This is a genomic window from Ornithinibacillus bavariensis (assembly GCF_018333235.1).
Lineage (GTDB): Bacteria > Bacillota > Bacilli > Bacillales > Amphibacillaceae > Ornithinibacillus > Ornithinibacillus bavariensis.
Window position 1 is genome coordinate 378,111 of sequence record NZ_BORP01000001.1, and the last position, 25,251, is coordinate 403,361.

General features: G+C 36.0%; 23 protein-coding genes. 16 read left to right on the plus strand and 7 right to left on the minus strand.

The features are described from left to right. The first annotated feature begins 142 nt into the window (after positions 1-142). The 5 genes from KI338_RS01910 (at position 143) to KI338_RS01930 (ending at position 5,917) form a co-directional block, all read left to right on the plus strand. Positions 143-1,774 (plus strand): spore germination protein, encoded by a 1,632-nt coding sequence (locus KI338_RS01910; RefSeq protein ID WP_244853287.1) that lies wholly within the window; start codon positions 143-145, stop codon positions 1,772-1,774. 38 nt (positions 1,775-1,812) lie between these two features. Beyond that, positions 1,813-2,934 carry a GerAB/ArcD/ProY family transporter gene (locus KI338_RS01915; RefSeq protein WP_212919278.1) on the plus strand — a complete coding sequence of 374 codons (1,122 nt, stop codon included), beginning with the start codon at positions 1,813-1,815 and terminating at the stop codon, positions 2,932-2,934. Then, positions 2,934-4,127, plus strand: coding sequence for a Ger(x)C family spore germination protein (locus KI338_RS01920; RefSeq protein ID WP_212919279.1), 1,194 nt, complete (start codon positions 2,934-2,936; stop codon positions 4,125-4,127). The genes KI338_RS01915 and KI338_RS01920 overlap by 1 nt, the downstream gene beginning before the upstream one ends. After that, positions 4,127-4,354: a hypothetical protein gene (locus KI338_RS01925; RefSeq protein ID WP_212919280.1), complete on the plus strand. Its 228-nt coding sequence runs from the start codon at positions 4,127-4,129 to the stop codon at positions 4,352-4,354. Before KI338_RS01920 ends, KI338_RS01925 begins: the two co-directional genes overlap by 1 nt. A gap of 405 nt (positions 4,355-4,759) precedes the next feature. Then, positions 4,760-5,917 carry a PQQ-dependent sugar dehydrogenase gene (locus KI338_RS01930; RefSeq protein ID WP_212919281.1) on the plus strand — a complete coding sequence of 386 codons (1,158 nt, stop codon included), beginning with the start codon at positions 4,760-4,762 and terminating at the stop codon, positions 5,915-5,917. A 61-nt stretch (positions 5,918-5,978) separates the two neighbouring features. Here the strand turns inward: KI338_RS01930 and KI338_RS01935 are convergent, their stop codons facing one another. Continuing rightward, complete coding sequence (locus KI338_RS01935; protein ID WP_212919282.1) at positions 5,979-8,222, minus strand: PQQ-dependent dehydrogenase, methanol/ethanol family; 2,244 nt, start codon at positions 8,220-8,222, stop codon at positions 5,979-5,981. A gap of 583 nt (positions 8,223-8,805) precedes the next feature. On the opposite strand from KI338_RS01935, the gene KI338_RS01940 reads away from it, so the two are divergent. The 6 genes from KI338_RS01940 (at position 8,806) to pepF (ending at position 15,773) form a co-directional block, all read left to right on the plus strand. Beyond that, positions 8,806-10,035 carry a putative glycoside hydrolase gene (locus KI338_RS01940; RefSeq protein ID WP_212919283.1) on the plus strand — a complete coding sequence of 410 codons (1,230 nt, stop codon included), beginning with the start codon at positions 8,806-8,808 and terminating at the stop codon, positions 10,033-10,035. A 147-nt stretch (positions 10,036-10,182) separates the two neighbouring features. After that, positions 10,183-10,767, plus strand: a complete 585-nt coding sequence (locus tag KI338_RS01945) for a GNAT family N-acetyltransferase (RefSeq protein ID WP_212919284.1) — start codon at positions 10,183-10,185, stop codon at positions 10,765-10,767. A 402-nt stretch (positions 10,768-11,169) separates the two neighbouring features. Then, a complete protein-coding gene (spxA, locus tag KI338_RS01950) occupies positions 11,170-11,565 on the plus strand; it encodes a transcriptional regulator SpxA (RefSeq protein WP_212919285.1) in 396 nt (131 codons plus the stop codon). Positions 11,566-11,822: 257 nt separating this feature from the next. Next, positions 11,823-12,506, plus strand: coding sequence for an adaptor protein MecA (mecA, locus tag KI338_RS01955; protein ID WP_212919286.1), 684 nt, complete (start codon positions 11,823-11,825; stop codon positions 12,504-12,506). Positions 12,507-12,601: 95 nt separating this feature from the next. After that, positions 12,602-13,786, plus strand: a complete 1,185-nt coding sequence (locus KI338_RS01960) for a competence protein CoiA (RefSeq protein WP_212919287.1) — start codon at positions 12,602-12,604, stop codon at positions 13,784-13,786. Between the two features lie 172 nt (positions 13,787-13,958). Further along, positions 13,959-15,773 (plus strand): oligoendopeptidase F, encoded by a 1,815-nt coding sequence (pepF, locus tag KI338_RS01965; RefSeq protein ID WP_212919288.1) that lies wholly within the window; start codon positions 13,959-13,961, stop codon positions 15,771-15,773. Between the two features lie 140 nt (positions 15,774-15,913). Here the strand turns inward: pepF and KI338_RS17960 are convergent, their stop codons facing one another. The 4 genes from KI338_RS17960 to KI338_RS01980 form a co-directional block, all read right to left on the minus strand. Next, positions 15,914-16,093 (minus strand): hypothetical protein, encoded by a 180-nt coding sequence (locus KI338_RS17960; RefSeq protein ID WP_488168369.1) that lies wholly within the window; start codon positions 16,091-16,093, stop codon positions 15,914-15,916. Positions 16,094-16,429: 336 nt separating this feature from the next. Then, on the minus strand, positions 16,430-17,338 hold the full coding sequence (locus tag KI338_RS01970) for a ClpXP adapter SpxH family protein (RefSeq protein WP_280530716.1): 909 nt from the start codon (positions 17,336-17,338) through the stop codon (positions 16,430-16,432). Between the two features lie 14 nt (positions 17,339-17,352). After that, a complete protein-coding gene (locus KI338_RS01975; RefSeq protein WP_212919289.1) occupies positions 17,353-17,733 on the minus strand; it encodes a globin domain-containing protein in 381 nt (126 codons plus the stop codon). A gap of 81 nt (positions 17,734-17,814) precedes the next feature. Next, entirely contained in the window at positions 17,815-18,384 is a 570-nt protein-coding gene (locus tag KI338_RS01980) for a CYTH domain-containing protein (protein ID WP_212919290.1), read from the minus strand. Between the two features lie 125 nt (positions 18,385-18,509). Between KI338_RS01980 and yjbM the strand changes: the two genes are divergently transcribed. Genes yjbM through KI338_RS01995 form a run of 3 tightly spaced genes read left to right on the plus strand, consistent with a single transcriptional unit; the run spans position 18,510 to position 20,834 of the window. Further along, positions 18,510-19,118 carry a GTP diphosphokinase gene (gene yjbM / locus KI338_RS01985; RefSeq protein ID WP_212919291.1) on the plus strand — a complete coding sequence of 203 codons (609 nt, stop codon included), beginning with the start codon at positions 18,510-18,512 and terminating at the stop codon, positions 19,116-19,118. 31 nt (positions 19,119-19,149) lie between these two features. Continuing rightward, a complete protein-coding gene (locus KI338_RS01990) occupies positions 19,150-19,950 on the plus strand; it encodes an NAD kinase (protein ID WP_212919292.1) in 801 nt (266 codons plus the stop codon). Positions 19,951-19,958: 8 nt separating this feature from the next. After that, on the plus strand, positions 19,959-20,834 hold the full coding sequence (locus KI338_RS01995) for an RluA family pseudouridine synthase (RefSeq protein WP_212919293.1): 876 nt from the start codon (positions 19,959-19,961) through the stop codon (positions 20,832-20,834). 3 nt (positions 20,835-20,837) lie between these two features. Here the strand turns inward: KI338_RS01995 and prpE are convergent, their stop codons facing one another. Further along, entirely contained in the window at positions 20,838-21,584 is a 747-nt protein-coding gene (gene prpE / locus KI338_RS02000) for a bis(5'-nucleosyl)-tetraphosphatase PrpE (protein ID WP_212919294.1), read from the minus strand. A gap of 51 nt (positions 21,585-21,635) precedes the next feature. After that, positions 21,636-22,805 (minus strand): FtsW/RodA/SpoVE family cell cycle protein, encoded by a 1,170-nt coding sequence (locus tag KI338_RS02005; RefSeq protein WP_212919295.1) that lies wholly within the window; start codon positions 22,803-22,805, stop codon positions 21,636-21,638. Between the two features lie 171 nt (positions 22,806-22,976). Between KI338_RS02005 and mgtE the strand changes: the two genes are divergently transcribed. Further along, a complete protein-coding gene (gene mgtE / locus KI338_RS02010) occupies positions 22,977-24,338 on the plus strand; it encodes a magnesium transporter (protein ID WP_212919296.1) in 1,362 nt (453 codons plus the stop codon). Positions 24,339-24,656: 318 nt separating this feature from the next. Further along, on the plus strand, positions 24,657-25,241 hold the full coding sequence (locus KI338_RS02015) for a CotO family spore coat protein (protein WP_212919297.1): 585 nt from the start codon (positions 24,657-24,659) through the stop codon (positions 25,239-25,241). Positions 25,242-25,251: the final 10 nt, after the last annotated feature.

Genomic DNA, 25,251 nt, shown 5'->3' on the forward strand with positions numbered 1-25,251 from the left:
TCGATTTATCAGAGCTTCGTCTATCGGCTGGTTGAATTCATTAATGGAACATATTCCAGTTAGAGGATGTGGATGTATAAATTTCCTAGTATAAATGCAATCTATAATGAAGCATTGTTATTTTTTTGAGGGGATGATTGGGGTGAAAATTAGAAGACCTAAACCGTTAGTTAGTAAAGTGAAGCTAAAAGAAACTTTAAATCCGAATCAACAAGAAAAAGAGAACAATGAAGTTCATGCTGATAATACAGTAAATGCAAATTCCTCAAATAAAAGGAAAGAAAATGGGGATATAGTCTCAAGTGACCTATCGAAAAATGAAGAAAAAATTCGCTCCATTTATAAAAATTGCTCAGATGTAATTTATCGTACGTTTTATATAGGTAACAAGACAAAAGCTTTATTAATTTATATTGAAGGTTTATCTAATGAACAAGAAATTGAAGAAAGTGTCCTCTCCCCATTAATGAATGAGAGGAATATGGGAACAGAGATTCAATCATTAATGACGAAGACGGTCAGTGCTCCCAATATAAAAGAAGTAAGTACGTATATAGACTGTGTTAATGAGCTTTCTGTTGGGAAGACGGTGATTTTTGTTAGTCAAAATTCTTCGGCATTTTCCGTCAGTTTAACAAAATGGGAGAAGCGGGCCATAGAGCAACCTGAATCTGAAAGCGTAGTAAGGGGACCACGAGAAGGGTTTATTGAAGATATAACAGTGAATACCTCCTTATTGCGGAGAAGAATTCGTAGTCCCAAATTAAAGATGGTTCGATATTTAGTAGGAAAATACTCCGAGACTAGTGTAGTAATTGCATATGTAGACGGACTTGCGAGTGAGGACTTAATTGAAGAGGTTAAAAGAAGGGTAAAACGAATTGATATCGATGGAATTCTTGATAGTGGAACAGTAGAGGAGTTTATTGAAGATCATCCCTATTCTCCTTTTCCACAAACCTTGGCCACAGAGCGTCCGGATGTAGTTACAGCTAATTTGTTAGAAGGTAGAGTAGCGATTTTAGTGGAAGGCTCACCCTTTTCATTAATTGCCCCTATAACCTTTTACTCCCTATTACAAGCAAGTGAAGATTACTATGGTCGATTTCTAATCGGAACAGCACTTCGCTGGTTACGATATATCTTTCTAGTCATATCACTTTTACTCCCTTCTTTATATGTAGCAGTTCTAACCTTTCATCAGGAAATGATACCTACTTCATTAGTGATAAGTATTATAGGCTCTAGAGAGCAGGTGCCATTTCCAGCAATTGTAGAGGTATTAATAATGGAAATAACCTTCGAGGCATTAAGGGAGGCAGGGCTACGATTACCAAAACAGGTAGGGTCTGCTGTTAGTATCGTTGGGGCTCTAGTAATTGGAGATGCAGCAGTTTCAGCAGGGATTGTTTCACCACCAATGGTAATTGTTGTGGCGATAACAGGAGTTGCTTCGTTTACAATCCCTCGTTATTCAGCTGCAATTGCTCTACGGATGCTTCGATTCCCCATTGTAATACTAGCTGGGATTCTAGGACTTCTTGGGGTAATGCTAGGGATTATCCTGATTATTGTTCATTTAGCATCCCTACGCTCATTTGGAGTTCCTTACTTAAGTCCAATGGCTCCAATGCAGGCAAATGAAATGAAGGATGTGTTAATACGTGCTCCTTTATGGAAATTAAATAAACGTCCGCATTTTACTGGTGACTATAATGAATATCGTCAAGCACCTAATCAAAAGCCGAATCCTTCAAAGGGAGGAGATGGATAAAGTTACTAAACCAACTGTACGTAGTGAGGTGAATAGACTTGATAGAAAAAGGAAGAATTAGTGCGTTACAGATGGCAACTCTCCTTTATCCAACTATTATTGCAACTGCAATTCTACTCGTCCCGGCAATTACTGGAGAATACGCTAAAAAAGATATGTGGTTATCGCCGATTTGGGCTTCACTAGCGGGGCTCTTCGTTATATTTTTGGCAGTAAAATTAGAACAGAGATTTCCAGAACAAACAATTATTCAATATAGTGGAACAATCACGGGAAAACTTATTGGAAAATTAATTGGGGTATTAATCGTTCTATACTATTTTCACGCTACAGGAATTATCCTTTTAGAGTATGGGAACTTTGTTATTGGAAGTTTTCTTCCACGTACGCCATTATTAATTGTTATTGGAAGTATGGTTTTAGTTTGTGGACTGGCAGTTAGAGGCGGTATAGAAGTTATGGCTAGAACTGCCCAAGTGCTTGTGCCATTTGTGATTCTTTTTTTTACATTAATAATGATTTTATTAACTCCTGAATTGAATCTGGATAACTTATTCCCAGTAATGGAATATGGACTAAAACCCTCACTAAAAGGGGCAATTATTCCAGCAAGCTGGTTTTTACAATTATTTATCATCGCCTTTATCCTACCAGTCCTTAAAAAGGGTGAGAAAATTGGAAAGGCAGGCATTCTAACCGTGATTACTGTTATGATTACCCTAGTAATTACTAACTTAGTAACTTTGCTTTTATTTGGTGTTATCACAACATCATTTACCTATCCAGTGATGGAAGCAGCGCGGTTTATAAGTGTTGCTGATTTTTTACAGCATTTAGAATCTGTCGTAATGGCCATATGGGTAGCAGGAACCTTCATTAAGGTATCATTATTTTATTATGTCGTTGTCATTGGAACAGCCCAAGTCTTACATATATCGGATTTTCGTCCCATTGTGTTGCCTATTGGGCTATTTTTAACGGTCTTGAGCTTTTGGACAAGTTCTAGTTTACAGGAGCTCGAACAAATTCTAATTACTAGCTTTCCATTCTATGATTTTTTTGTTTTAATTATCATTCCTATGCTTCTATTGGTAATCGCAAAAGTACGGAAAAAAGGAGCTACTAAGAATAGAAGGAATAAAGGAAAGGTGAAAAAGTAATGCGTAACTATTTTAAACCTGGACGTTTATTATTGCTCATTTGCACCTTTCCTTTTCTACTAAGTGGATGCTGGGACCGAATAGAAATAAATGATATGGCAATTATTGTTGCAACAGGTATTGATTTGACAGATGAAGGAGAAGTTGAATTATCCGTGCAAATTGTAAATCCTCAAGGACTAGGTAGTAGCGGTAGTGGCGGAGGTCAATTGGGAGGAAGTGGCAGTGTCGGGACTATGGTGTCATTAGAGAAGGCAACTGGTAAAACAATTTATGATGCTCGTTCCAAACTCCAAGAAAAAGTGCCACGTAGTCTATTTCTTGGGCATAATAGAGTTATTTTAATTGGAGAAAGATTGGCTAAACAGGGGATAAAGCAACATGTAGATTTTTTCGCTAGACACCCATTTCCCCGAATCAAGGCATATGTATTTGTTACGAAGGATAAACCAATTGAATTATTACAAGTAAATCCAGATTTAGAAAGAAGTACAGCTGAAGCGGCTAGAGAGCTGGCTGATCAAAAATTTGGGTTAGATGTTACGTTAAAGGATTTATTACAAATGCTTGCAGACGATACTCGAGGGGCTGCTTTGCCATACCTATTGGTTGATAAGGAAATACCGGGTAAGGTTGGGCTAAAAGTCAATGGCTCTGCCATTTTTAGTGACGGGAAATTGATAGGAGAATTGGATGATGAAAGAAATCGAGGTCTTTTCTGGTTAATAAATAAGGTAGACCAAGCTTCCGTTACTATTGAGCCTGAAGCGGCAGCAGGTTATATATCGTTTTCGATTATCAATGCTAAAACAAAAATGAAACCAACGATAAACAACGGAAAATGGAAGATGACGATAGATATTCAAGCTGATGATGATATTGTTGAAAATAATACCTATTTAGATGTAATGAGTCCAGCTATTTTAAAAAAACTAGAAGGCCAACTAGAGGAAACTATTCGTCATCAAATATATGACACATTGGAGGTAATTCAAAAGGACTTTAAAACAGATGTACTTGGTTTTGATGAAGCTTTTCATAGTCATTATCCTAAGGAATGGGCTACGGTAAAGGATAATTGGACGGATACTTTTTCCGAAGTTGATGTAGAGGTTAATACAAAGATTTCCATTTCTCGGCCAGGTCGATCAACAACTCCACAAGGTGTTCCAAAGGACAAGGTGATAGAATAATGAAAGCTCATTATATTATCGGAATTATCGTAGTAGCAATTATAGTTCTCGTGATTGAATGGAAAAGGATAAATAAGAGTTTAAAAAAAGAGAAAATTGTAATGATTATTTTTTTAACAATGTCAATCATCCTTTCAATTGCTTTGGCATATTTTCCTGAATTACTTGGACCATCAGACCTGGTTCATAAGGTGTTTAGTCCGTTTGGTAGGTTATTTAAATTATAAATCTGATAGGGCTGGGATATAACTACATGAATCAACATAGAAGCGGAATAATTTACTGCTTTGTGGGTGAAAATTGGGTGCCTTTGAAATGGAAACCACTTTTTCTTCGCCATTCTATTTCTAGCAGATGTCATTTCTGTACTGAAAGTGAAAGCAGAGTATATTTCCGTGGTGTCGTACCTATTTCATTATTCTACTTTGTTTTTTGATTCCATCATGTTAATCCCAGCTTCATTTTATTATTTCTCCATTTATGGCAAGTACATTTCTTTTACTTTCTTTAAAATCTGTGAAAATACTATTCTTTTCTATGAAAATGTTTAAACTACAAAATATTGGAAATAATTACTTCTATACGAGCTTCGTATGCAGGTACGAAGAAAGAATATATGAAGAGGTGAAGATATGAAGAAATATGGTTTACTGGGATTAATAGGAGTACTTGTTATTGCTAGTTTAATATTCTTATTAACCAATGGTGAAGAAAAGAAAGATACAGGTAAGAAGGAAGCTAAACAGGTTCAGAGGAATGATGATCCTGAAGCAATACAAGTATTTGAGGAATCCATTGAGGTGATTGCATCTGATGATGGAAATATTAATGCAAATAAATTATTCATTCCTTGGACTATTAATAAGGATGGTAGCACCTTTTATCTTAGTCAGCGAGATGGAACAATTGTAGCAATTGATGGTGAATTCGGATTAGTAGATGTACAAGGAGTTGATTTAAAAGAGGAGATTTTTCATAAAGGCGAAGCTGGTTTTTTAGGCTTCACACTTGCACCAGATTTTAAGGATACTAAGAGAGCTTTTGCTTACTATACGTATGATAAGGGTGGAAAAATTACTAATCGAATTATCTCCATAGTACTAGAAGGCTCAACCTGGAAAGAAGAAAATGTCCTATTAGATCATATTCCCGGTGGAGAAAAAGATACTGGTGGGAGAATTGCTATAGGTCCTGATGGTAAGCTATATGCTACAACGGGTGATATTGGAAAAAATGATTTAGCACAAGATTTAGATAGTCTAGCAGGTAAAATATTACGTCTAGAGTTAAATGGTGAAATTCCAAAGGATAATCCATTTGAAGATTCATATGTGTTCTCCTATGGTCACCGAAATTCCCAAGGAATCACTTGGGATGATCAAGGGCATATGTACAATTCAGAACATGGGGAAGATGGTCATGATGAAATAAATTTAATTGAAGCTGGTAAAAACTACGGTTGGCCAGTCATTCAAGGAGATGAAGAAGCAGATGGCATGGAAACTCCTTTAGTACATTCTGGGGACAGTACATGGGCGCCTTCTGGAGTTGCATTTAGGGATGGGAAATTATATGTTGCATCCCTTGCAGGAAAGAAAATTTTCACATACGATGTTACAACGGAGGCATTAACTGACTTCTATGACGAGGCTGGAAGGCTACGAGATGTGTTTATTGAAGAAGATGCATTATTTGTCATTACAAGCAACCATGATAATCGTGGTAAACCCACTGCGAAGGATGATCGATTAATTCATATACCTTTAGCTGAAAAGACAACTTCCAATTAATTTGTAGATAATAATAGAAAGGTAATGGCCATTAATATTGACCATTACCTTTTATTCTTAGTTACTTTTTAATGATGGATTGAAGATAATCAACAACTGCATTGATTTCTTCTTCTGATAAGCTATCTCCAAATGGTGGCATATTACCACTTCCATTCTTTACCTGTGCAATTAGCTCATCTCGTGTTTTCTTCGAATTAATTAATTTCGGTCCGTTATGTCCACCGACTCCCTCAGCTCCATGACAAGCTAAGCAATTGTTCTCATATACCTTTAATCCTTTTGTTGTACTCTCATCTCCATCGGATGCAGTCATGCCCTGACTTTTATCATTATCGGTATCCTTAAAGAATGGTGATGTATTAATCTTGTCCTTTGGTACATCATCTAAGGATGCATATTGTCCTTCCAACGAGAATGTAAAAATCTTATCCCCATGCGTAGTTCCAGCTAAGGAGTTTCCGCCTGAGAAAATGGTGATGTATTGCTTTCCATCTATTTCATAAGTTATAGGAGGTGCATTTGCTCCAGCATCTGTTTTAAATTCCCATAACTGTTTACCGTCCTTCGCATTATAAGCGATAATCCGCCCATCATTATGTCCAACAAACACAAGGTTACCCTTTGTTGTTAATACGCCACTATATGCAAGAGCATCCCATTCATGCTGCCATGCAATTTTATTCGTTTTTACATCAATTGCAGTTACAGTTCCTCGGTTAGGAGCGTTTTCGATTGGCTGCATAACACTACCTATCCAATTCTGTCCTTGCTTATACTCATTTGCCTCATCACCTTCATGATGGGCATAAGCAAAGTAGGTCCAGTTTCCTAACACATAAAATAATTCTGTCTCCGGATTGTAAGCTGAAGGTGGCCAGTTTGCTCCCCCCTGTGGAGATGGTGTAATGGTCACCGGCTCATCCCAAAAAGGTGTAAATAATTCTCCAATCTTGTAATCAAAGTCTTTACCCAAATCTTTATTCTTCATTTCATCTGTAATCGACTGAGGTACGAAGTTATCGCCGATTGGATATGGCTGGGTAGCGGCTGTCTTTTGTCGTTTTTCTTGTGGTACTGGCCGATCCTCTATACCTATTAATGGTTTGCCATTTGTTCGATCAAGTAAGTATACCCATCCAGTTTTTCCTGCTTGGCCAAGTCCCTTTCTCATTTTTCCATCTATTGTGGCATCAAATAGAATGACAGGGTTAGGCGCATCTAAATCCCAAATATCATGTTTTACTTCCTGAAAATGCCACTTATATTCTCCTGTAGTAGCATCCAACGCTAAGATGGATGCTGAGAAAAGGTTATCTCCCTCACGATTACTCCCATCAAAATCTGGAGATGCATTACCAGTTGATAAATATACCATGTTTAAGTCAGGGTCAATTGCTGGTGTTTGCCATATTGGGGCACCACCCTTTAGCCAGCTATCGTTATCCTTTGGCCATGTTTCATGACCAACTTCACCTGGTCCAGGGACTGTATACGTACGCCAAATCTCTCTTCCCATTTTAGCATCGTACGCTGCTAGATACCCACGAATACCGTACTCTCCACCTGCAACCCCAGTATAAATTTTTCCATCGTAATATAGTGGTGCAGAGGTAACGGTGTATCCTTTTTCCCAGTCGGCGACTGTAGTTTCCCAAAGGAGTTTTCCGGTTTTTTGATCAAGTGCAACTAGCCTCGCATCAAGTAAGCTTATATAAACTTTTCCATCACCAATAGCAACACCACGGCTTATCCACCCGCAGCAAGGAGTATCTAATCCATCGGCAAGTTGGGGAACATACTCCCAAATGATTTCGCCAGTCTTAGCATCCAATGCTTGTACGACATTCGCTCCGGTAATGCTAAACATGATTCCGTCGTATACTAATGGGGTTTGCTCGCCGGAGTATTTAAACTCAAGTCCAGAGCCTAAGCTAGTCGCCCATTCTAGCTTTAATCCTTTAACATTCGATGCATTCACCTTGTCTAAAGGAGAATATCTTCTATTAAACAAATCTCCGCCATGGGTAATCCAATTAGTAGTTGGTGGAGTTGTTAAATCTTTAGCTGAAAAGTCTGGTGCTACTTTTCCAGTATAATCCTTATGCTGAACAGTTGTATGATCCTCCTTTTCATTTGCATCGGATTCTTCATTTTTATTTTTCTCTGGTTGCTTATTTCCTGTTTTGTTTTCTTCAACCGATGGCTCAGTGCCTTTCTCCTGCCCTACATTTTGATAAACTAAAAAACCTACTACAACTATAATGACGATTGCGGCAATGACAATCCAAGTTTGTCTGTTCATCTTCTTATCTCCTTTCTTACTGAATGAAAATCAGTGGTTTATCTGGTCTAACTAAGTAAAGCATTTGCCTTCAAGTACTAATTATGAAGGCGAAATTCACATATAATTTGCCCTTATATTTGTAAATTACCCTTTTCGACTTGAAAAATCTTAGTGATTTATTTTTATGATCTTTTCATAATTTGTAAGGTCTTTGCTATGAGAGCAGATAAGATAGGAGGAACAAACAACAAGTACGTAAATGGTGAAGAACGTCATACAGACCAAAGTGTTGCATGAACTGCTAGCTTTGCTATTAGGATGCTAGTTTCAAGTAGTTCAGTACAATAATAATTAATTAGGAAATATTTAGGTGAATTTCCGTAAAATGTCCATTTTTTCGAATGGATGAATATAATGGTTAAGGGGAAGCTGTCATGCTGAACGTTATTCGACAATCATTCTCGGAATCTGACAAAAATCTATTTTTGTCATTCAAAATAAGATCATTCTGTTTTATAATAGATTTAAAGTGTTGCAAACGATGAGTTGTATCGCAACTTGGCGGGAGCAAGCTTAATTTTTTATCTAGGAGATTGATAGAATGAAAAATTTACAGCTTAAGAGGTTTACTATTCCGCTAGTTCTCCTACTAGTCATTGCACTTCCATTTGCGATACCATTTAAGAGTAGTGGGGAAGAGGAGTTAACTGCATCTGATCATACACAGAGAAAAACAGTAATTCAGCCCTTAGATCAAAATACGAATTTCAAACGTTTTGTATTTGATTCTGGTTATCATTTCGAATATCCTGATGCTGTACGTGGTATATACGTAACTGGGCATTCAGCAGGTGGTAGTCGATTTGATTCCTTGATAAAACTCGTCAATACAACAGACTTGAATGCGATGGTAATTGATATTAAGGATGATTTTGGAAATTTAACATTTACACCAGAAAAGGGGTCCCCATTTGCTGAGTTAGGGCAAAATTATATTAAGGATCCAGTTAAAATGATGAAAACGTTAGAAGAAAATAATATCTATCCAATTGCTAGGATTGTTGTTTTCAAGGATAGTGTGCTTGCCAATTCTAATCCAGAATTATCTTTTACAGAAAAGGATGGGACTGTTTGGAAGAATGGACGTGGAGAATCCTTTGTTAATCCGTTTTTGAAGGAAGTTTGGGATCATAATGTAGCAATTGCAAAAATTGCAGCAGAAATGGGATTCCAAGAAATTCAATTTGATTATGTACGATTTCCAGAAGGCTTCGAGCGTCGTGATAAAGAGCTAGGCTATTCGGAAGGTGAATATGCCGATGACGATATTGATAATGTTCAAAAACGAGTTCAAGCTGTAACAGATTTTGTTGCATATGCTAAAAAGGAATTAGAAGCATATGATGTGGATGTTGCAGTTGATATATTTGGATATTCAGCAACGATTCCAGAGGCACCCGGAATTGGGCAGAACTTCTCAAAGATTTCTGAAAATGTTGATGTTATTTCGTCTATGATTTATCCAAGTCACTGGTCTAACAACTATTTCGGAATTCCACTACCTGATAGAGAACCTTACCGTTTAACGGATGAATATGCAAAGGTTGAGAATGAGGTCCTTGGTAAATTAGCAAATCCACCGGTCTCCAGACCGTGGATACAGGACTTTGAGGCTCCATGGATTTATAATGGTACTGGTATACCAGTTACACAATATGGTAAAGCTGAGGTAGAGGCACAAATAAAAGCTCTTCAAGATAATGGTATACATGAGTTCTTAATTTGGAATGCTGGTAACTCATATACACAAAACGTTGATTATACACCGTAATTAATGAAAAAAAGCGAAACTTTTACTAAAAGTTTCGCTTTTTTTCATATTCCTGCACATACTTAACCTATACAGCATGAAAGCTGATTTAACATTTTTCTTTGCTTTCGTTATACTAACAAGGACAAAAGAAGAGGGAGTAGATCCATGGATTGGTATGAAAAGCTAAGTAAGTACTTTCCTATTGAAGAAATGAAGTCTAAAGAGCATATGGAGCTTTTATTAAAGGAAAAGGGTGATGTTTATCATAAAGATGAGGGATCCCATCATGTACTCATGTATGCTGAATTCGATACCTTTATTTTTATTGATTATTTATGGGTATCTGCAAAATCAAGGGGACAAGGAATCGGCCATAAGCTTATAGAAAAACTAAAAGAACATAACAAACCGATTATTTTAGAAGTTGAACCAATTGATTATGATGACAGTGATACCGAAAAGAGATTGTCTTTCTATAAGCGAGAAGGTTTTACCCATGCACAATCGATAGGCTATAATCGACGATCGTTAGCGACTAATAAAGAAAGTCCAATGGAAATTCTATATTGGTCTCCAAATAATGAATCAGAGGAAGTAATTTTTAAAAAGATGTGCAAAATGTACGAATCTATTCATACCTATAAGGACGAAGAAATATATGGTAAAGCATATCAACCAGTAGAAGAAGTGTTAATTTATGATGAAGACCGTGAAGCAGAAGATATTCTAGCTAGATTGGATAAAAAGTAATATGCACTTGAAATACAAAAATTAAAAGATGGCAGGGATTTAACTCGCCAAAGGTAGTTGTGAATACTATCTTTGGAAGAATTTTATTGATCCCTGCTGTTTTTTTTTATTATTCCAGAAATTTCATGTATTTGAATCTTCTCTTGTAACTAGTGTGTTACTGTTACTTCATATAAAATAAGTAAAGGGATTTTTAACAAAAGGTCAAAGTAGAAATGAAGTTTTTTTAAAATGAAATATAGGAAGAAAACCAAAATAAGAACTTTTTATGAACATTGAGAAAGTAGCAGTATGCACCTATCGTTTACTTGACAAGTATAGTATACTTAGAGATATAAGTTATTTAAACTTATTATAATTTAATAATAATAAACGTAGACATACCTTAAGGAGTGAAGTAAGATGGTAACACTCTATACCTCACCAAGCTGTACATCATGTAGAAAAGCAAAAGTTTGGCTTGAGAATAATAATATTCCTTATCGAGAAAGGAATATATTCTCGGAAGGCTTATCACTAGATGAAATTAAGGAAATTCTTCGTATGACCGAAGACGGTACAGACGAAATAATATCTACACGTTCTAAAGCTTTTCAAGAATTAAATGTAAATATTGAGCAGCTTCCGTTAAAGGATTTATTTACGTTAATTCAACAAAATCCAGGTTTATTAAGACGACCAATTATTTTGGATGAGAAGAGACTTCAGGTAGGTTATAACGAAGATGAGATTCGCAGATTTTTGCCAAGGACGGTACGCACATTCCAATTACGTGATGCCATTCGCATGGTAAATTAAGGTTGCAATGATATAAAAAGTAATTAGCGCAGATCGAAATAGACGGTCTGCGTTTTTCATCACTAATTATAGGCAAATAATTAATGACAAATAGATAATATTACGTTAAAATAATACTTTAAATAATTAGATATAGGCATATTAATTTTCAAAATGCAATATGCTAACATACAATATAGGAAAGAGACAAAAATCCATTGATATAGATAATGCGAATAAGCTCTTCTCAAGAATTTCAAAAGAAGGGAGAGAATTACATGGAAATCGAAAGAATTAATGAGAATACGGTAAAATTCTTTATCTCCTATGTAGATATTGAAGATCGAGGGTTTCAGCGAGAAGAAATTTGGTACAATCGCGAACGTAGTGAACAATTATTCTGGCAAATGATGGATGAAGTAAACTACAAGGAGGACTTTCATGTAGAAGGCCCTTTGTGGATTCAAGTCCATGCGCTGGAAAAAGGATTAGAGATAGTAGTAACGAAGGCTCAGCTATCTAAGAACGGTGATAATTTGGAATTCCCGTTGGATGATGAAGGCTCGACAATAGATATTCCAATTGATGAAAAAGTTGAAACATATTTGGAGGAAAAATTCGGTAAAAGTGAAAACGAAGACCTCGATGAGGACTTTATCGAAGAAAACCTTTGGATTATTGCAAGCTTTGATGACTTTGAGGATGTAATTCAGTTAAGCCATCATTTCCAAGAAGATACGAATAGTGAGGAAGAAACACTATATTATTATAATGGTAAATATTATCTTTATATGGAGTTTTCACAGGATGTTCTCGATGATCATGCACAAGAGGATATTATATCACGCGTATTTGAATATGGAGAAGACTCTGATATGACCATCCACGTACTTGATGAATATGGTAAGAAAATATTTGATACCAATACATTTGAAGAAGTACGATCCTATTTCTCAGCATAATTAGAGATACCTAAATTGGTATCTCTTTTTTTGTTATAAAATGTAGAAGGAAATTTGTCACCTTTATCGAATTATAGAAGTTGGAGGTGATTTTTTTGCTTCAAGCAAAATTGAAAACAGGAAAATTAGTCACATTATTTCACTTAACTAGGGATGAAATAGCAATACTTCGAGTAAAGGAAAACTTTTTCTGCCCTACCTGTAATGAAAGGGTTATTGTCAAAGCTGGTAATAAGACTATCCCACATTTTTCCCATGTAGCTAGGACACACTGTCTGTCATATGACAAGGGGGAAGGCGCTTATCATGAGACGGGTAAGTTACTACTATTCGAGTGGCTCCGCAGACAAGGTATTTCGGTGAGATTAGAAGAATATATTCCAGAAATAAAACAGCGACCCGATTTGCTTATATGCCTAAATAGGAAAAAAGTAGCTATCGAATATCAATGTGCTACTACTACTCCACAGGAAATACATTCACGGACAAAAGGTTATCAATCTATGGGAATAACTCCCATCTGGATATTAGGAGCAAACCAATTCAAACGGATTGGAAGAAACACCATAAAGATAAATTTATTCACGCTTCAATTTCTTCATCAGTTTAATGCCAAATTTTCACCTACTTGGTACTTCTTTGATTCTCAAACCTCCCATTTCATCATCACAAAAAATCCCTATCTAACCCGAAACAAGCAGGCAGTCATAAATATTACCATGAAGAAACTTCATCAATTACGGTTTGTTGATTTGTTTAAAGCAAGTGATATAAATTTGAAATTGTTATTTCATGAATGGAAAAAAGCAAAATATCGCTTTAGAATAAGCCAGCCAACCAGACCTTATGGTAGCGAACTTGTCTGGCAGCGGTGGCTATATGAAAAAAGAATGCACCGAGAGCACATTACACCTCTCGTATATCTTCCGGTGGCGTCTCAATTTCTAATGAAAACAGAGCCCTGGGATTGGCAAAGTAGAATCTGCCTGGAGATTATAGCCCCAATCCCTATAGGAGGAAGATTTTCTTTAGAAGCCTGTGAAACAAAACTACCTCCCTATCAAAAGCTCCCATTAATAAATGCCTCGTTAAATCCTATAGAAGAATTTCTTCAACTGTTAGTACTTCTCCATATTTTAAAAGAACTACCAAATAAAGCCTATGTAAAAATTGCTGAAATAAAGCATTTTGACCACATAGAAAAAGCAATTTTAGGTGATGCTAAAATTATCGACAAGATTTGCAAAATTTTGAGTGCAAAATACGAGCATGATTCCTAATTGTTTCGTTATACTAAATAATATAGTTATTCAGTAAGAACTTTTCCTTTAGGACATAGAAGAGGATATAATAATTCTTTGTGAATAAGGGAAATAGTATTCTTCTATTGGAATACAATTGTTTTCTAACCGAATTACTATTTATAGAAAGAATGATAAAGGAGGAACAAATTTGGCAAAGCAGGCGAAAGAACTTCAATCAAGAAATGAAGTACCTGTTGAACGTACATGGAGATTAGAGGATATCTTCGCTACGGACACAGAGTGGGAGGAAGAGCTTAATAGCTTAAAAGGAGAAATTCCTAAAATTACAGAATATCAGGGGAAGGTAGCGGATACTGCTGATTCACTTTACAGTGTATTAAAGCTTCAAGATGAGCTATCGGAAAGACTAGGAAAACTTTATACATATGCGCATATGCGCTATGATCAAGATACTACTAATTCCTTTTATCAAGCAGTGAATGCTAAAGCAGAAAGTATTCTTACACTAGCACAAAGTTCGATGAGTTTTTTAGTCCCAGAGATATTAAAAGCAGATGAAGCTGAAATAAAAGGTTTTTTAGCAGAAAAGGAAGAACTAAGACTCTATGAGCATGTATTGAATGAAATATTGAGACAGCGAAAGCATGTGTTAAGTGAAACAGAGGAAGCACTATTAGCAGAAGCCTCTGAGGCATTATCAACTGGTTCACAGACCTTTAGTATGTTAAACAATGCTGATTTGAAATTCCCTAGTATAAAGAATGAAAAGGGAGAAGAAGTTGATTTAACACATGGTCGCTATGGAACATTTTTAGAATCAAAGGACCGTCGTGTAAGAAAAGATGCATTTGAAGCAATGTATACAACATATGGTCAATTTAAAAATACGTTTGCTTCCACTTTAGGTGGAACGGTTAAAGCACATAATTTTGATGCTAAAGTGCATCATTATGATTCAGCAAGACAGGCTGCTTTGGATAGTAACAATATCCCGGAGACGGTTTATGATAATCTTGTTGAGGCTGTAAATGAGCGCTTACCATTATTACATCGCTACGCTAAGCTTCGTAAAGAGGTACTAGGTATTGATGAGGTTCATATGTATGATATGTATGCACCTTTAGTTCAAGATGTCGATATGGAAATCCCTTATGATGAAGCTCAGCAATATGTGTTTGATAGCTTAAAGGTTCTTGGCGAGGAGTATGATGAAGTTCTAAAAGAGAGCTTTTCTAATCGTTGGATTGATGTAGAAGAAAATAAAGGAAAACGTAGTGGTGCTTATTCTTCAGGAGCATATGGCACAAATCCGTACATCTTATTAAACTGGCAGGATCGAGTTAATGATCTATTTACTCTCGTTCATGAGCTTGGCCATTCTGTTCACAGTTATTTTACAAGAAAATTCCAACCATACCGTTATGGAAACTATTCTATTTTTGTTGCTGAAGTTGCTTCCACTACCAATGAAGCATTATTAAATGATTATATGTTAAAAACAATAGAAGACGAAAAACAAAAGCTATATTTACTAAACCATTTCTTAGAAGGATTCCGTGCGACCTTATTCCGTCAAACAATGTTTGCTGAATTTGAACATGAAATTCATAAGCGTGCACAGGAAGGGGAAGCATTAACTGCTGATTATTTAACAAGCATTTACTATGATTTAAATAAAAAGTATTTTGGAGAAGATGTTGTATCAGATGAAGAAATCGGACTAGAGTGGGCAAGAATTCCTCATTTTTATTACAACTACTATGTCTACCAATATGCAACTGGATACTCAGCAGCAACAGCTTTGGCTAGTAAAATCCTATCTGGTGAAGAAGGAGCAGTTGATCGTTACTTAAACTTCCTAAAAGCAGGAAGCAGTGACTATCCAATTGAAGTATTGAAAAAAGCTGGTGTCGATATGACTTCAAAACAACCTATCTTGGATGCATTAGATGTGTTTGAAGAAAAGCTGAATGAAATGGAACAGTTATTATTGCATAAATAATAGAAAAGGATGACTACGTGTCATCCTTTTTCAATTTAGGTAATTGATAATTTCAGAAATTGTGGGCTAGCTGGAAATTTGGAATATCCCCCTATTTCTGAGATTCCCAATAGATTTATTTAAATTTATCCAAATAAACTCTACCGCATTCTCCCACGATATTTATTTCGATGCGCGAACAAGAAGATAGTAAAGTAAATACAGAAGAATAATATTGGTAGTGTAAAGTAGAGGGGAATGAGCTTCATTAGCCCGAATAAATTTAATAGAAAAGCAAAAAACGTTATGATAATAAATAGATAGGGTAATAACTCACGCATGGGTCGAGCCTCCTTCTTTAAAGCATAGTAGTCTTTTAAATGTATATGTTACAGGAATATGGATTAGAAGTGACAGATTTATGAACTGATGAGCAAAGTCATTGAAAAATTCCTTTTAGCTTGATATATTATATATGTGAGATGAATCACAAACAAAACCCCTTTGTTTGATCATGAAACTTTCTCCCATCCCCCTTTGTTTATATACAAAGAAAAGAGAAAATAAGGATATACGCTGCCCCGTATATCCTGTTTTTTTTATTTGTTTTTAGTTTTTAATCGTGCTTAAAATAATAAAGAACCAATGGGAGACTCCCTTGGCTCTACAATAACATACTAATGATGGCTATTTTTTTCCCCAACATACTGCCAAAAGGTACCATGTTTAGCTGGTATTTTTTCAACTAGTTGTTTTAATTGAAGCTTCTTCATTTCTCTTTCGGCTTTTTCAATAGACCAATTATAAACAACAGATATTTCCTTGGAAGCAACAACCTCATAATGTCGAACGAAGCTTTCAAGTGGCGGATGTTGAGATGGGATTGGTGTGTGATCTAACATTTCACTTAATACACGTACATAAATATCATAAGGATAGAGTCCAGATATTTTGATTCCTTGCTCCTCAATATTTTTATGAAAGAAAACCATCGTAGGCATATAATCTATTTCCATTTCATGGGCTAGTTTAATGTCACATTGTAGTGCTTTTTTTGCTGAGACAGCGTATAAATCAGCTTTAAACTCTTGTAAATCAAGCTTTACTGCTTTAGCGCACTCCATCAGCACCGACTCATCCGAAATATTTTTCTTTTTTAGAAATAAATACTCTTGTACCTTTCGTAAAAAAGCTTTGCCATAACGAAGCCCTTGCAATTCCGCTGCTTTTATCGCTAAATAAGCAGTAATTGGAGAGTGAATGGGATTTTCTATCCACAAATCACCATCACAGCTCATACCTGTTCTGGAAGCAGTTCTTTCCCAAATCTCTTTTAACTTCTTTGGTCGATCAAAATTTCCATGATTTAGCGGTTTGGATGAGCCGGAAATAATGGGGCGTAGTGTAAATAACCTGCCATACTCTATAGAAAGCTTTTTTAAATATGGTTCAAGTGACCAGCATTCAGGACACATAGGATCAATAAATACGTATATTTCTATCGGTTTTTTTGCTGTAAAACAACTATATTCGGGCGATGTGTTTTCTTTCTGTGAGTTCATTAGCACAGTGCGTTCCCAACTCACATTGATTCTCCTTTCTATGGTTCAGGTGTATTCATCATATGATTAGCCGTCATGGTCAATTTTTCAAATATAGCTGTAAGATAAGGTTCTTCGATTTGAGCTTCTGTCAAAGCTTCGGCCATACATTCTAACCAGGCATCTCTTCTTGATGGTGTAATTTCAAATGGTAAATGTCGACGACGCATCATTGGATGTCCCCGTTCCTCTGAATAAAGTCTTGGTCCACCAAAAAATTGGGTTAGGAACAGACTTTGTTTTCTTGCTGTCTCTGTTAAATCCTCTGGGAAAATCGGGATCAGTAAGGGATGTTTTGCAACACGTTTATAAAAAGCTGTAACTAATTTATCTATTGTTTCAAGTCCACCAATTGCTTCATATATTGTTCCTGGTGTCATCGTAATTTACTCCTTTAATATTTGTTTACATTTTAGCAACATTAAATATACATGAGCAAATTATCTGATTGGATGAGCAGGCTACGGGAGACTCATGAAAAAGCGAGCAATCTTATTGGGTGTATCTTTTTTAGTAATATTCCAATCGTTTAATACTTTATTTATTGCCTGTAAACCAGAGTTGTGATTATTTGCTTCAATTTCTAATTCATAGTCTTCTTGATTATGATAGAAACTCTGATCTAAGACAAAGATAATCCCATCTTCTTTATACTCTCTCCGAATGGTTGTCAAATTACCAAATGGTTTCAATTCTTCAACTCTTATTCCTAATTCCAATAGCCGTTTACTTGTGGACAATTTAGCAATAGGATTCCCGTTCATCCACTGCATTGCTTCCATTTGGGTTAAGTCATCGTGTGTTTCTAATAAACCATCCTGATGTGGCTCCTTTAATGTAAGCTGGTAAGTTCCATTTTTTTCTCGTATCCGCAGTGCTGAATTTTGTTCCCTTAATTTAAAGTCAATCGTTTCAAAATAATGATTAATTTGTTTTTGCCCATCCTTTGGAAACGGAAGGTGGTTCAACAATTTTAAATACTCTTGTTTGGTTAAAAGGTTTTTAAATTCAATTTCTATTTCCTGTGTCATGGTAACCTCCGACAAAATCGGTAATTATATTGATTATGGCCAATGAATTGGAAATATGCAAAGAATATCCATTATAATTATGGTAGAATAAGGACGAATCATGTATTTAACTAGGTGGTGTTTTGATGAATTGGGAAGCAATACTTGCGCCATACACACAGGTAGTAGAAGAATTAAAGGTAAAATTAAAGGGAATGAGAGCCCAGTTTGAATATGAAGCTAGACATTCGCCAATTGAATTTATTACGGCACGTGTTAAGCCTGTAAAAAGTATTCTAGAGAAAGCAGAAAAGAGACAGATTCCACTTGATCGAATTGAGACGGATATCCAGGACATAGCTGGTGTTCGTGTTGTTTGTCAATTTGTAGATGATATTTATACAGTGGTTGATATGCTTAGATCAAGACAAGACTTTACCATTATTGAGGAGAAGGACTATATAGCTAACGAAAAAGAGAGTGGGTACAGATCTTATCATATGATTATTGAGTATCCCGTCGAAACGATACACGGAAATAAGGTTGTACTTGCGGAAATCCAGATTCGAACATTAGCTATGAATTTCTGGGCAACGAATGAACATTCACTAAATTACAAATATAAGGGTAGGATTCCAGCTGAGATTAAAGCTAGGCTACATCTTGCTGCAGAAGCAGCCTTTATGCTAGATGAGGAAATGTCAAAAATTAAGACTGAAATCCAGGAAGCACAGCGTATCTTTTATCGGAAATAGAAAACATTGCAGTAATAGGGTGGGGTAGAATATGAATTTTAAAATAGTTTCTAAAGGTGACGACAGATCGAATCAAATTAAGTTAAAAATGAAGCAGCATTTAATTGATTTTAATCTAAATTATAATAAAGAGGAACCAGATTTAGTTATTTCAGTTGGGGGAGATGGAACATTTCTTGAAGCATTTCATCGGTATCAAAATCGATTGAACCAGACTGCTTTTATTGGTATTCATACAGGACACTTAGGCTTTTACGCTGATTATGTACCAGAGGAGCTAGAAAAGTTAGTAATTGAAATAGCTAAAACTCCTTACCAAATCGTAGAGTACCCTTTACTAGAGGTAATCATTCGTTCTAAAACTGGTAGTCAAGTGGATTCCTTTCTAGCATTAAATGAAGCAACGATAAAAACAACGGAGGGATCTGTTGTATTCGATGTCGATATAAAAGGAGAACGGTTTGAGACCTTTAGAGGTGACGGCTTATGTATCTCTACCCCATCTGGGAGCACTGCCTATAATAAGTCACTTGGTGGGGGGATTATACACCCTTCTCTTGAAGCAATTCAATTAACAGAAATGGCATCCATCAATAATCGAGTGTTCAGAACGATTGGATCACCACTTATTCTACCAAAGCATCATACATGCCTATTAAAGCCTTTGGTGGATCGGAGTTTTCTGATTACGATAGACCATATTACACACAACTACACCAATGTAAAGTCTATTCAATGTCGGGTAGCAAAGGAAAAAATTCGTTTTGCGAGATTTAGACCGTTTCCTTTTTGGAATCGAGTGCGCGACTCATTTATTCAGGACAAAAGGTGAGCGTATTCATGAAATGGACCTTTGAAAAAGAAAATGTAATGATTTTACGTGACTTTTTACGTGAAGAACAGGGCTTCTCTAGACGAATTCTAAAAAGCATTATATCCGATGGTGGAGAGATATTGGTTAATGGTAAATCTGCTACGTTACGATACAAGCTTAAACATGGTGATAGGATAACAGTTAAGTTTCCTGATGAAAAGAAAGGGAATCATATGCTCCCAGATGATATTCCCATTCAAATTGTATATGAGGATGACTTTGTACTTGTACTAGACAAACCAGCAGGAATGGCAACGATTCCGTCATTACATCATCAAACAGGAACCATTGCAAATGCGGTATTATTTCATTATGCAAAGCAGGGACTACCCTATACGGTACATGTTGTTACCAGATTGGATCGAGACACTTCTGGTTTATTACTAATTGCTAAGCATCGCTATAGTCACTCTAAATTATCGATTGGACAAAAACAAGGTCGGGTAAAACGAAAATATATTGCAATTGTGGAAGGAGTTCCAAAACCGACTAAAGGTGTTATTCATGCAAATATTGGGCGGAAAGCTGATTCCATAATCGAAAGAACAGTACGCGAGGATGGACAGAGCGCTATTACCAATTATGAAGTTGTTAAAGATGACGGACAATATGCCTTAGTTGCTATTCAACTAGAAACTGGGAGAACACATCAGATTCGGGTGCACTTCTCGTATATAGGATATCCACTAGCTGGCGATGACCTATACGGTGGAAGCTTGGATAAAATCAATCGTCAAGCATTACATAGTTGTGAGCTTCAATTTGAACATCCTGAAACAAAAGAATGGCTAGCATTTACTAGTGAAATACCTGACGATATGAAGAAAATCCTTTCCAGTTAAAAATTAATTAATTGGAAAGGATTTAAATTTTTCCTCGACAAACGGTTGATTCGATGGAACAGAGACAGTAGTTTCTTCAGGTAGCCGAAAAGCGGTAAGCATATTACCGAATACACATCCTGTATCAATATTAATCGTTTTCCGTACGATTCTTGGCTTTAGAACAGGAGTATGGCCATATACAATCCATGTATCTCCATCATATTTCTGTGCCCAATCACGACGGATAGGCTTACCTTTTGCATCAAATTCACCAGTTATATCCCCATATAGAACAAAGGTCTTAACCTTGTTATCGTAACGTCCTATATAACGCTTTTTTATTCCTGCATGTGCAACAACAGCATTTACTTCTTTCAATTGTAAATAAAGTGGGGCCTCTTCATATAGCTGGATGAACTGTTGCCGTATATTGGACTTCGCTTTCGGATTAAGTTGCTCAAATTCTGCTACGGTTGTTTCAAGTCCATGCTGTTGTTTTACTTTATTACCTAAAAAGAATCGATAAAGCTTATTACAGTGATTTCCTGGTACATATTTAGCAACCCTCTGAGTTACAACCATTTCATAAACGAGCTGGATAACTTGTAGTGAAGCAGGGCCTCTGTCAGTTATATCTCCAACAAATACAGGAATTCTTCCATCTGGATGTAAATAAATTCTTTGTTCTTTACGATAGCCTAATTTTTCAAAGAGCATACAAAGTTCTTCATAACAACCATGCACATCACCTATAACATCAATTTTCATTCCAGTAGCCTCCTCTATATGAAAAGCGAGAATAGTATGTGCTATTCTCGCTTATTCAAACATATATTTCTTCGTTCTAGAATGGATATTGAGTACTAAACCAATTGCAATAAGATACGTTAATGTCGAACTTCCCCCATAGCTTAAGAAAGGTAGTGGAAGTCCAGTGATTGGTAAAAGCTGAATAGACATTCCGATATTTTGGAAGATTTGATAGGAAAACATGCCGACGATTCCAGTAACAATATAGCTTCCATAGCTATCGTTACTTTGGATGGCAATATGGATTAGTCGATAAATTAACAAGAAAAATAAGGTAACAACTATACTAGAGCCGATAAAACCGAATTGTTCAGCTATAGCGGTGAAAATCATGTCAGTTTGACGTTCGGGAACAGAAACTTGCATTCCTTCAATGCCTTTACCAAAAAGTTGCCCCGAACCGATGGCCATTTTTGCACGAAGTAGCTGGAATCCAGAATCTGAATATTGTTCGGGATAAATCCACCCATAAAATCTGCTGGTTACGTGTTTAAAGACGGATTCATTCAGAAAGACAGCAACAGTATCTGGAAAAATAAAGTAAGCAGCAATGATAATTCCCATTACTCCAAGCCCAACTAATAGAATGAAAAATATTAGACGCCAACGTATACCTGAGACTAGAATCATTGCTCCAGCTATAGCACATAGAACAAGGAAACCACCTAAATCTGGTTGTACTGCAATTAATGCCATAGGAGGTAGAGCCAATAGAACCATTTTAGCAAGTAACCAAAGATCACTCTTAGCCGTTTGTTCCACAACCTTATTATTATGGCTGTACATAACGTGCGCAAAGGCTAATACTAATATAACCTTCATAAATTCTGCAGGTTGGATTGTACCAAGCAAAGGGAAAGCAATCCAGCTCACAGCATTATTGGCTTCAATAATAATACTTCCTGGAAACCGAAAAAAGAGCATGAGTAGCATAATCATTCCAATTCCGTAGAATATCCAAGTTAACTGGCGGAAACGATCGTAATCGATTAACATAATGAGGGCAATAATAATGCCCCCACCAATATACCAAATGATTTGTTTTAAAAGAAAATGCTGCTCTGCTAATTTCGCGGGAAGTGTGGGCTCTACTGTAGCAATTGTAAAAACACTAACAACGCCTAAAAGCAATATAATTGAAATTAATGTATAATCAATGTTATTTTTATTAGTATTCATTTTGTATCATTACTTTCTATTTATTCTTATCATATATAAGTTTACACGATTTCCTGCTTTTTTTTAAGTTTTAAAAGCATTATATTATTATACCATTTAATTCAAATGTTAGCTGAACAATTTGTTGGGGTATGGTATAACTATTATAGTAAATATGAAGGAGGTTGCGCCATGGAAAATATGGAAGAGCTAAAAGTTGAAAACATAGTAAAAATCAAACAATTTCTCACCGATGAAAATCTAGAAGGATTTAGAGAATACTTTTTGGATTTACACCCCTATGATCAGGCAAAATTTTTCATGGAAGTAGAAGCAACCCATCGAATGCGTATTTATAGCTATCTTTCACCTGAAGAAGTTGCTGGGATTATGGAGCATATCGAATTAGAAGACGCACAAATCTTCTTTTCTGAAATGGATCCACGATTTGCATCGATGATTTTTGCTGAAATGGCCACAGATGATGCCGTAGATATTTTGAATGAGATGGAGAAAGACAAGGTGGTAAGCTTCTTAACGATTATGGACGTAGAAGAAGCAGATGAGATTAAGGATTTACTCCATTACGAAGAAAAAACAGCGGGTAGTATTATGACAACGGAGTATATCTCCGTTTATAAAACTCAAACGGTAAAAGATACAATGGCTCAATTAAAAAAAGATGGGCCAGATGCAGAAACAATTTATTATTTATATGTCATAGACGATGACAAAAAATTAGTCGGTGTACTGTCTTTACGTGACTTAATTATATCAGATGATGAAACGAATATAGAATCCATCATGAATGAGAATGTATTCAATGTGTCGGTTGCAGAAAATCAAGAAGATGTAGCAAAGATGATGCGTGACTACGACTTTCTAGCGGTACCCGTTGTAGATTTTCAGCGTCATCTAATAGGAATTATTACCGTAGACGATATTTTAGATGTCATTGATGAAGAAGCAAGTGAGGATTATTCTAAATTGGCAGGTATCTCTGATGTAGATCGGCCTGATACAAACCCATTCATCGCTGCAAAGAAGCGGTTGCCATGGTTAATTATATTATTATTTCTAGGAATGTTGACCGCAAGTTTGATAGGGCAATTTGAAGAAACTCTAAGTAAGGTGACAATTCTTTCCATTTTTATTCCATTGATAGGCGGAATGGCAGGAAATACAGGAACCCAAGCATTAGCGGTAGCTGTAAGAGGTCTTGCGACAGGTGAGTATGAGGAAGATGGTAAATTAAAGTTAATTCTTCGTGAAGCAGGTACCGGCTTAATTACAGGAACAGTTTGTGGCATTATTATCGCTATCGTGATTTTCCTCTGGCAACATAACCTGTACCTAGGCTTACTAGTTGGCCTATCTATTATGACTACCTTAGTTATCGCGACCTTAGCTGGTTCCTTAATTCCACTTGTTATGTATCGGATGAAAATTGATCCAGCAGTAGCATCAGGACCATTCATTACAACAATTAATGATATTATTTCTGTATTAATATATTTTGGTTTAGCAACTACCTTTATGAATTTGTTATTGTAGTTAGTAACTATTTTGTATATGAAAAAGGAAAGTCCTTCAAAGTGATGAGGGGCTTTTTTGTATTTCTTTAGATAAAGATCTAATCCAGAGAATGATATTCATGAAGCCGGAAAAAATCATCTGTAGTTAAAGACGTAAAAAAATACGGGAGAAAGGCTTGAGGATATCTCTAAGCTAAAATAGAAAAAACAAGATGGCTGCTATTTACATAAAATTATTCTCTCAGCATCTAAAATGATCTAATAGGCAAATAACACAATTCATTTTCCTCGTTCATATACTATGTTGATCAATGTTCTAGAGAGGAGAAAGTATATCGTGACAAAACGTAGTAAGTTTGCGAATGAGCCATTAATGTATATTCATCAACCAACTGTTATTAGACCAAGTGCCCCTATGCAACATACGTATAGAACACCTAAAAAGGAAGACAAGATAGAGTCTGTCCAGAAACCGGTAAAAAAATATCCGAAGCCAACGAAACAACGAACGAATATAAGTGCTATATCAAAGGATATTGTACATGACTTAAAAGAAGCTCCCCCAAATGCAAATGATCTTGCTAACTCAGCACAGAATACAAGTAACAAGGATTTAACTGGAAATAGTACACCAGCAGAACCATCAGAATCACCTATACCGATAGAACCACAGGATAATAAAGATAATAATGAAAAAAAGAAATTTAGAGACATGTCAATTCTGGAAAAGGTGATGTATTTCATCAATACACCAAATCATTTACCAAGAATGCGATGTGAAGTTATTACAGAGGAAAAGAAATATCGAGGGATTATCAAGGATTTTCAAGAAGACCATATTATAATGCAGGTAGGTCGTAGGATGCCGACTACTAGTATTAGTATTAAGGATGTTAAGGGAATTCAGCTTATAGGCTTTTAAAAAAATGACA

Coding starts and splice junctions, on each gene's coding strand:
- KI338_RS01920 (WP_212919279.1), top strand. CDS start 2,934: ATGCGTAACTATTTTAAACCTGGACGTTTATTATTGCTCATTTGCACC.
- KI338_RS01925 (WP_212919280.1), top strand. CDS start 4,127: ATGAAAGCTCATTATATTATCGGAATTATCGTAGTAGCAATTATAGTT.
- KI338_RS01930 (WP_212919281.1), top strand. CDS start 4,760: ATGAAGAAATATGGTTTACTGGGATTAATAGGAGTACTTGTTATTGCT.
- KI338_RS01935 (WP_212919282.1), bottom strand. CDS start 8,222: ATGAACAGACAAACTTGGATTGTCATTGCCGCAATCGTCATTATAGTT.
- KI338_RS01940 (WP_212919283.1), top strand. CDS start 8,806: ATGAAAAATTTACAGCTTAAGAGGTTTACTATTCCGCTAGTTCTCCTA.
- KI338_RS01945 (WP_212919284.1), top strand. CDS start 10,183: ATGGATTGGTATGAAAAGCTAAGTAAGTACTTTCCTATTGAAGAAATG.
- spxA (WP_212919285.1), top strand. CDS start 11,170: ATGGTAACACTCTATACCTCACCAAGCTGTACATCATGTAGAAAAGCA.
- mecA (WP_212919286.1), top strand. CDS start 11,823: ATGGAAATCGAAAGAATTAATGAGAATACGGTAAAATTCTTTATCTCC.
- KI338_RS17960 (WP_488168369.1), bottom strand. CDS start 16,093: ATGCGTGAGTTATTACCCTATCTATTTATTATCATAACGTTTTTTGCT.
- KI338_RS01975 (WP_212919289.1), bottom strand. CDS start 17,733: ATGACACCAGGAACAATATATGAAGCAATTGGTGGACTTGAAACAATA.
- KI338_RS01980 (WP_212919290.1), bottom strand. CDS start 18,384: ATGACACAGGAAATAGAAATTGAATTTAAAAACCTTTTAACCAAACAA.
- yjbM (WP_212919291.1), top strand. CDS start 18,510: ATGAATTGGGAAGCAATACTTGCGCCATACACACAGGTAGTAGAAGAA.
- KI338_RS01990 (WP_212919292.1), top strand. CDS start 19,150: ATGAATTTTAAAATAGTTTCTAAAGGTGACGACAGATCGAATCAAATT.
- KI338_RS01995 (WP_212919293.1), top strand. CDS start 19,959: ATGAAATGGACCTTTGAAAAAGAAAATGTAATGATTTTACGTGACTTT.
- prpE (WP_212919294.1), bottom strand. CDS start 21,584: ATGAAAATTGATGTTATAGGTGATGTGCATGGTTGTTATGAAGAACTT.
- KI338_RS02005 (WP_212919295.1), bottom strand. CDS start 22,805: ATGAATACTAATAAAAATAACATTGATTATACATTAATTTCAATTATA.
- mgtE (WP_212919296.1), top strand. CDS start 22,977: ATGGAAAATATGGAAGAGCTAAAAGTTGAAAACATAGTAAAAATCAAA.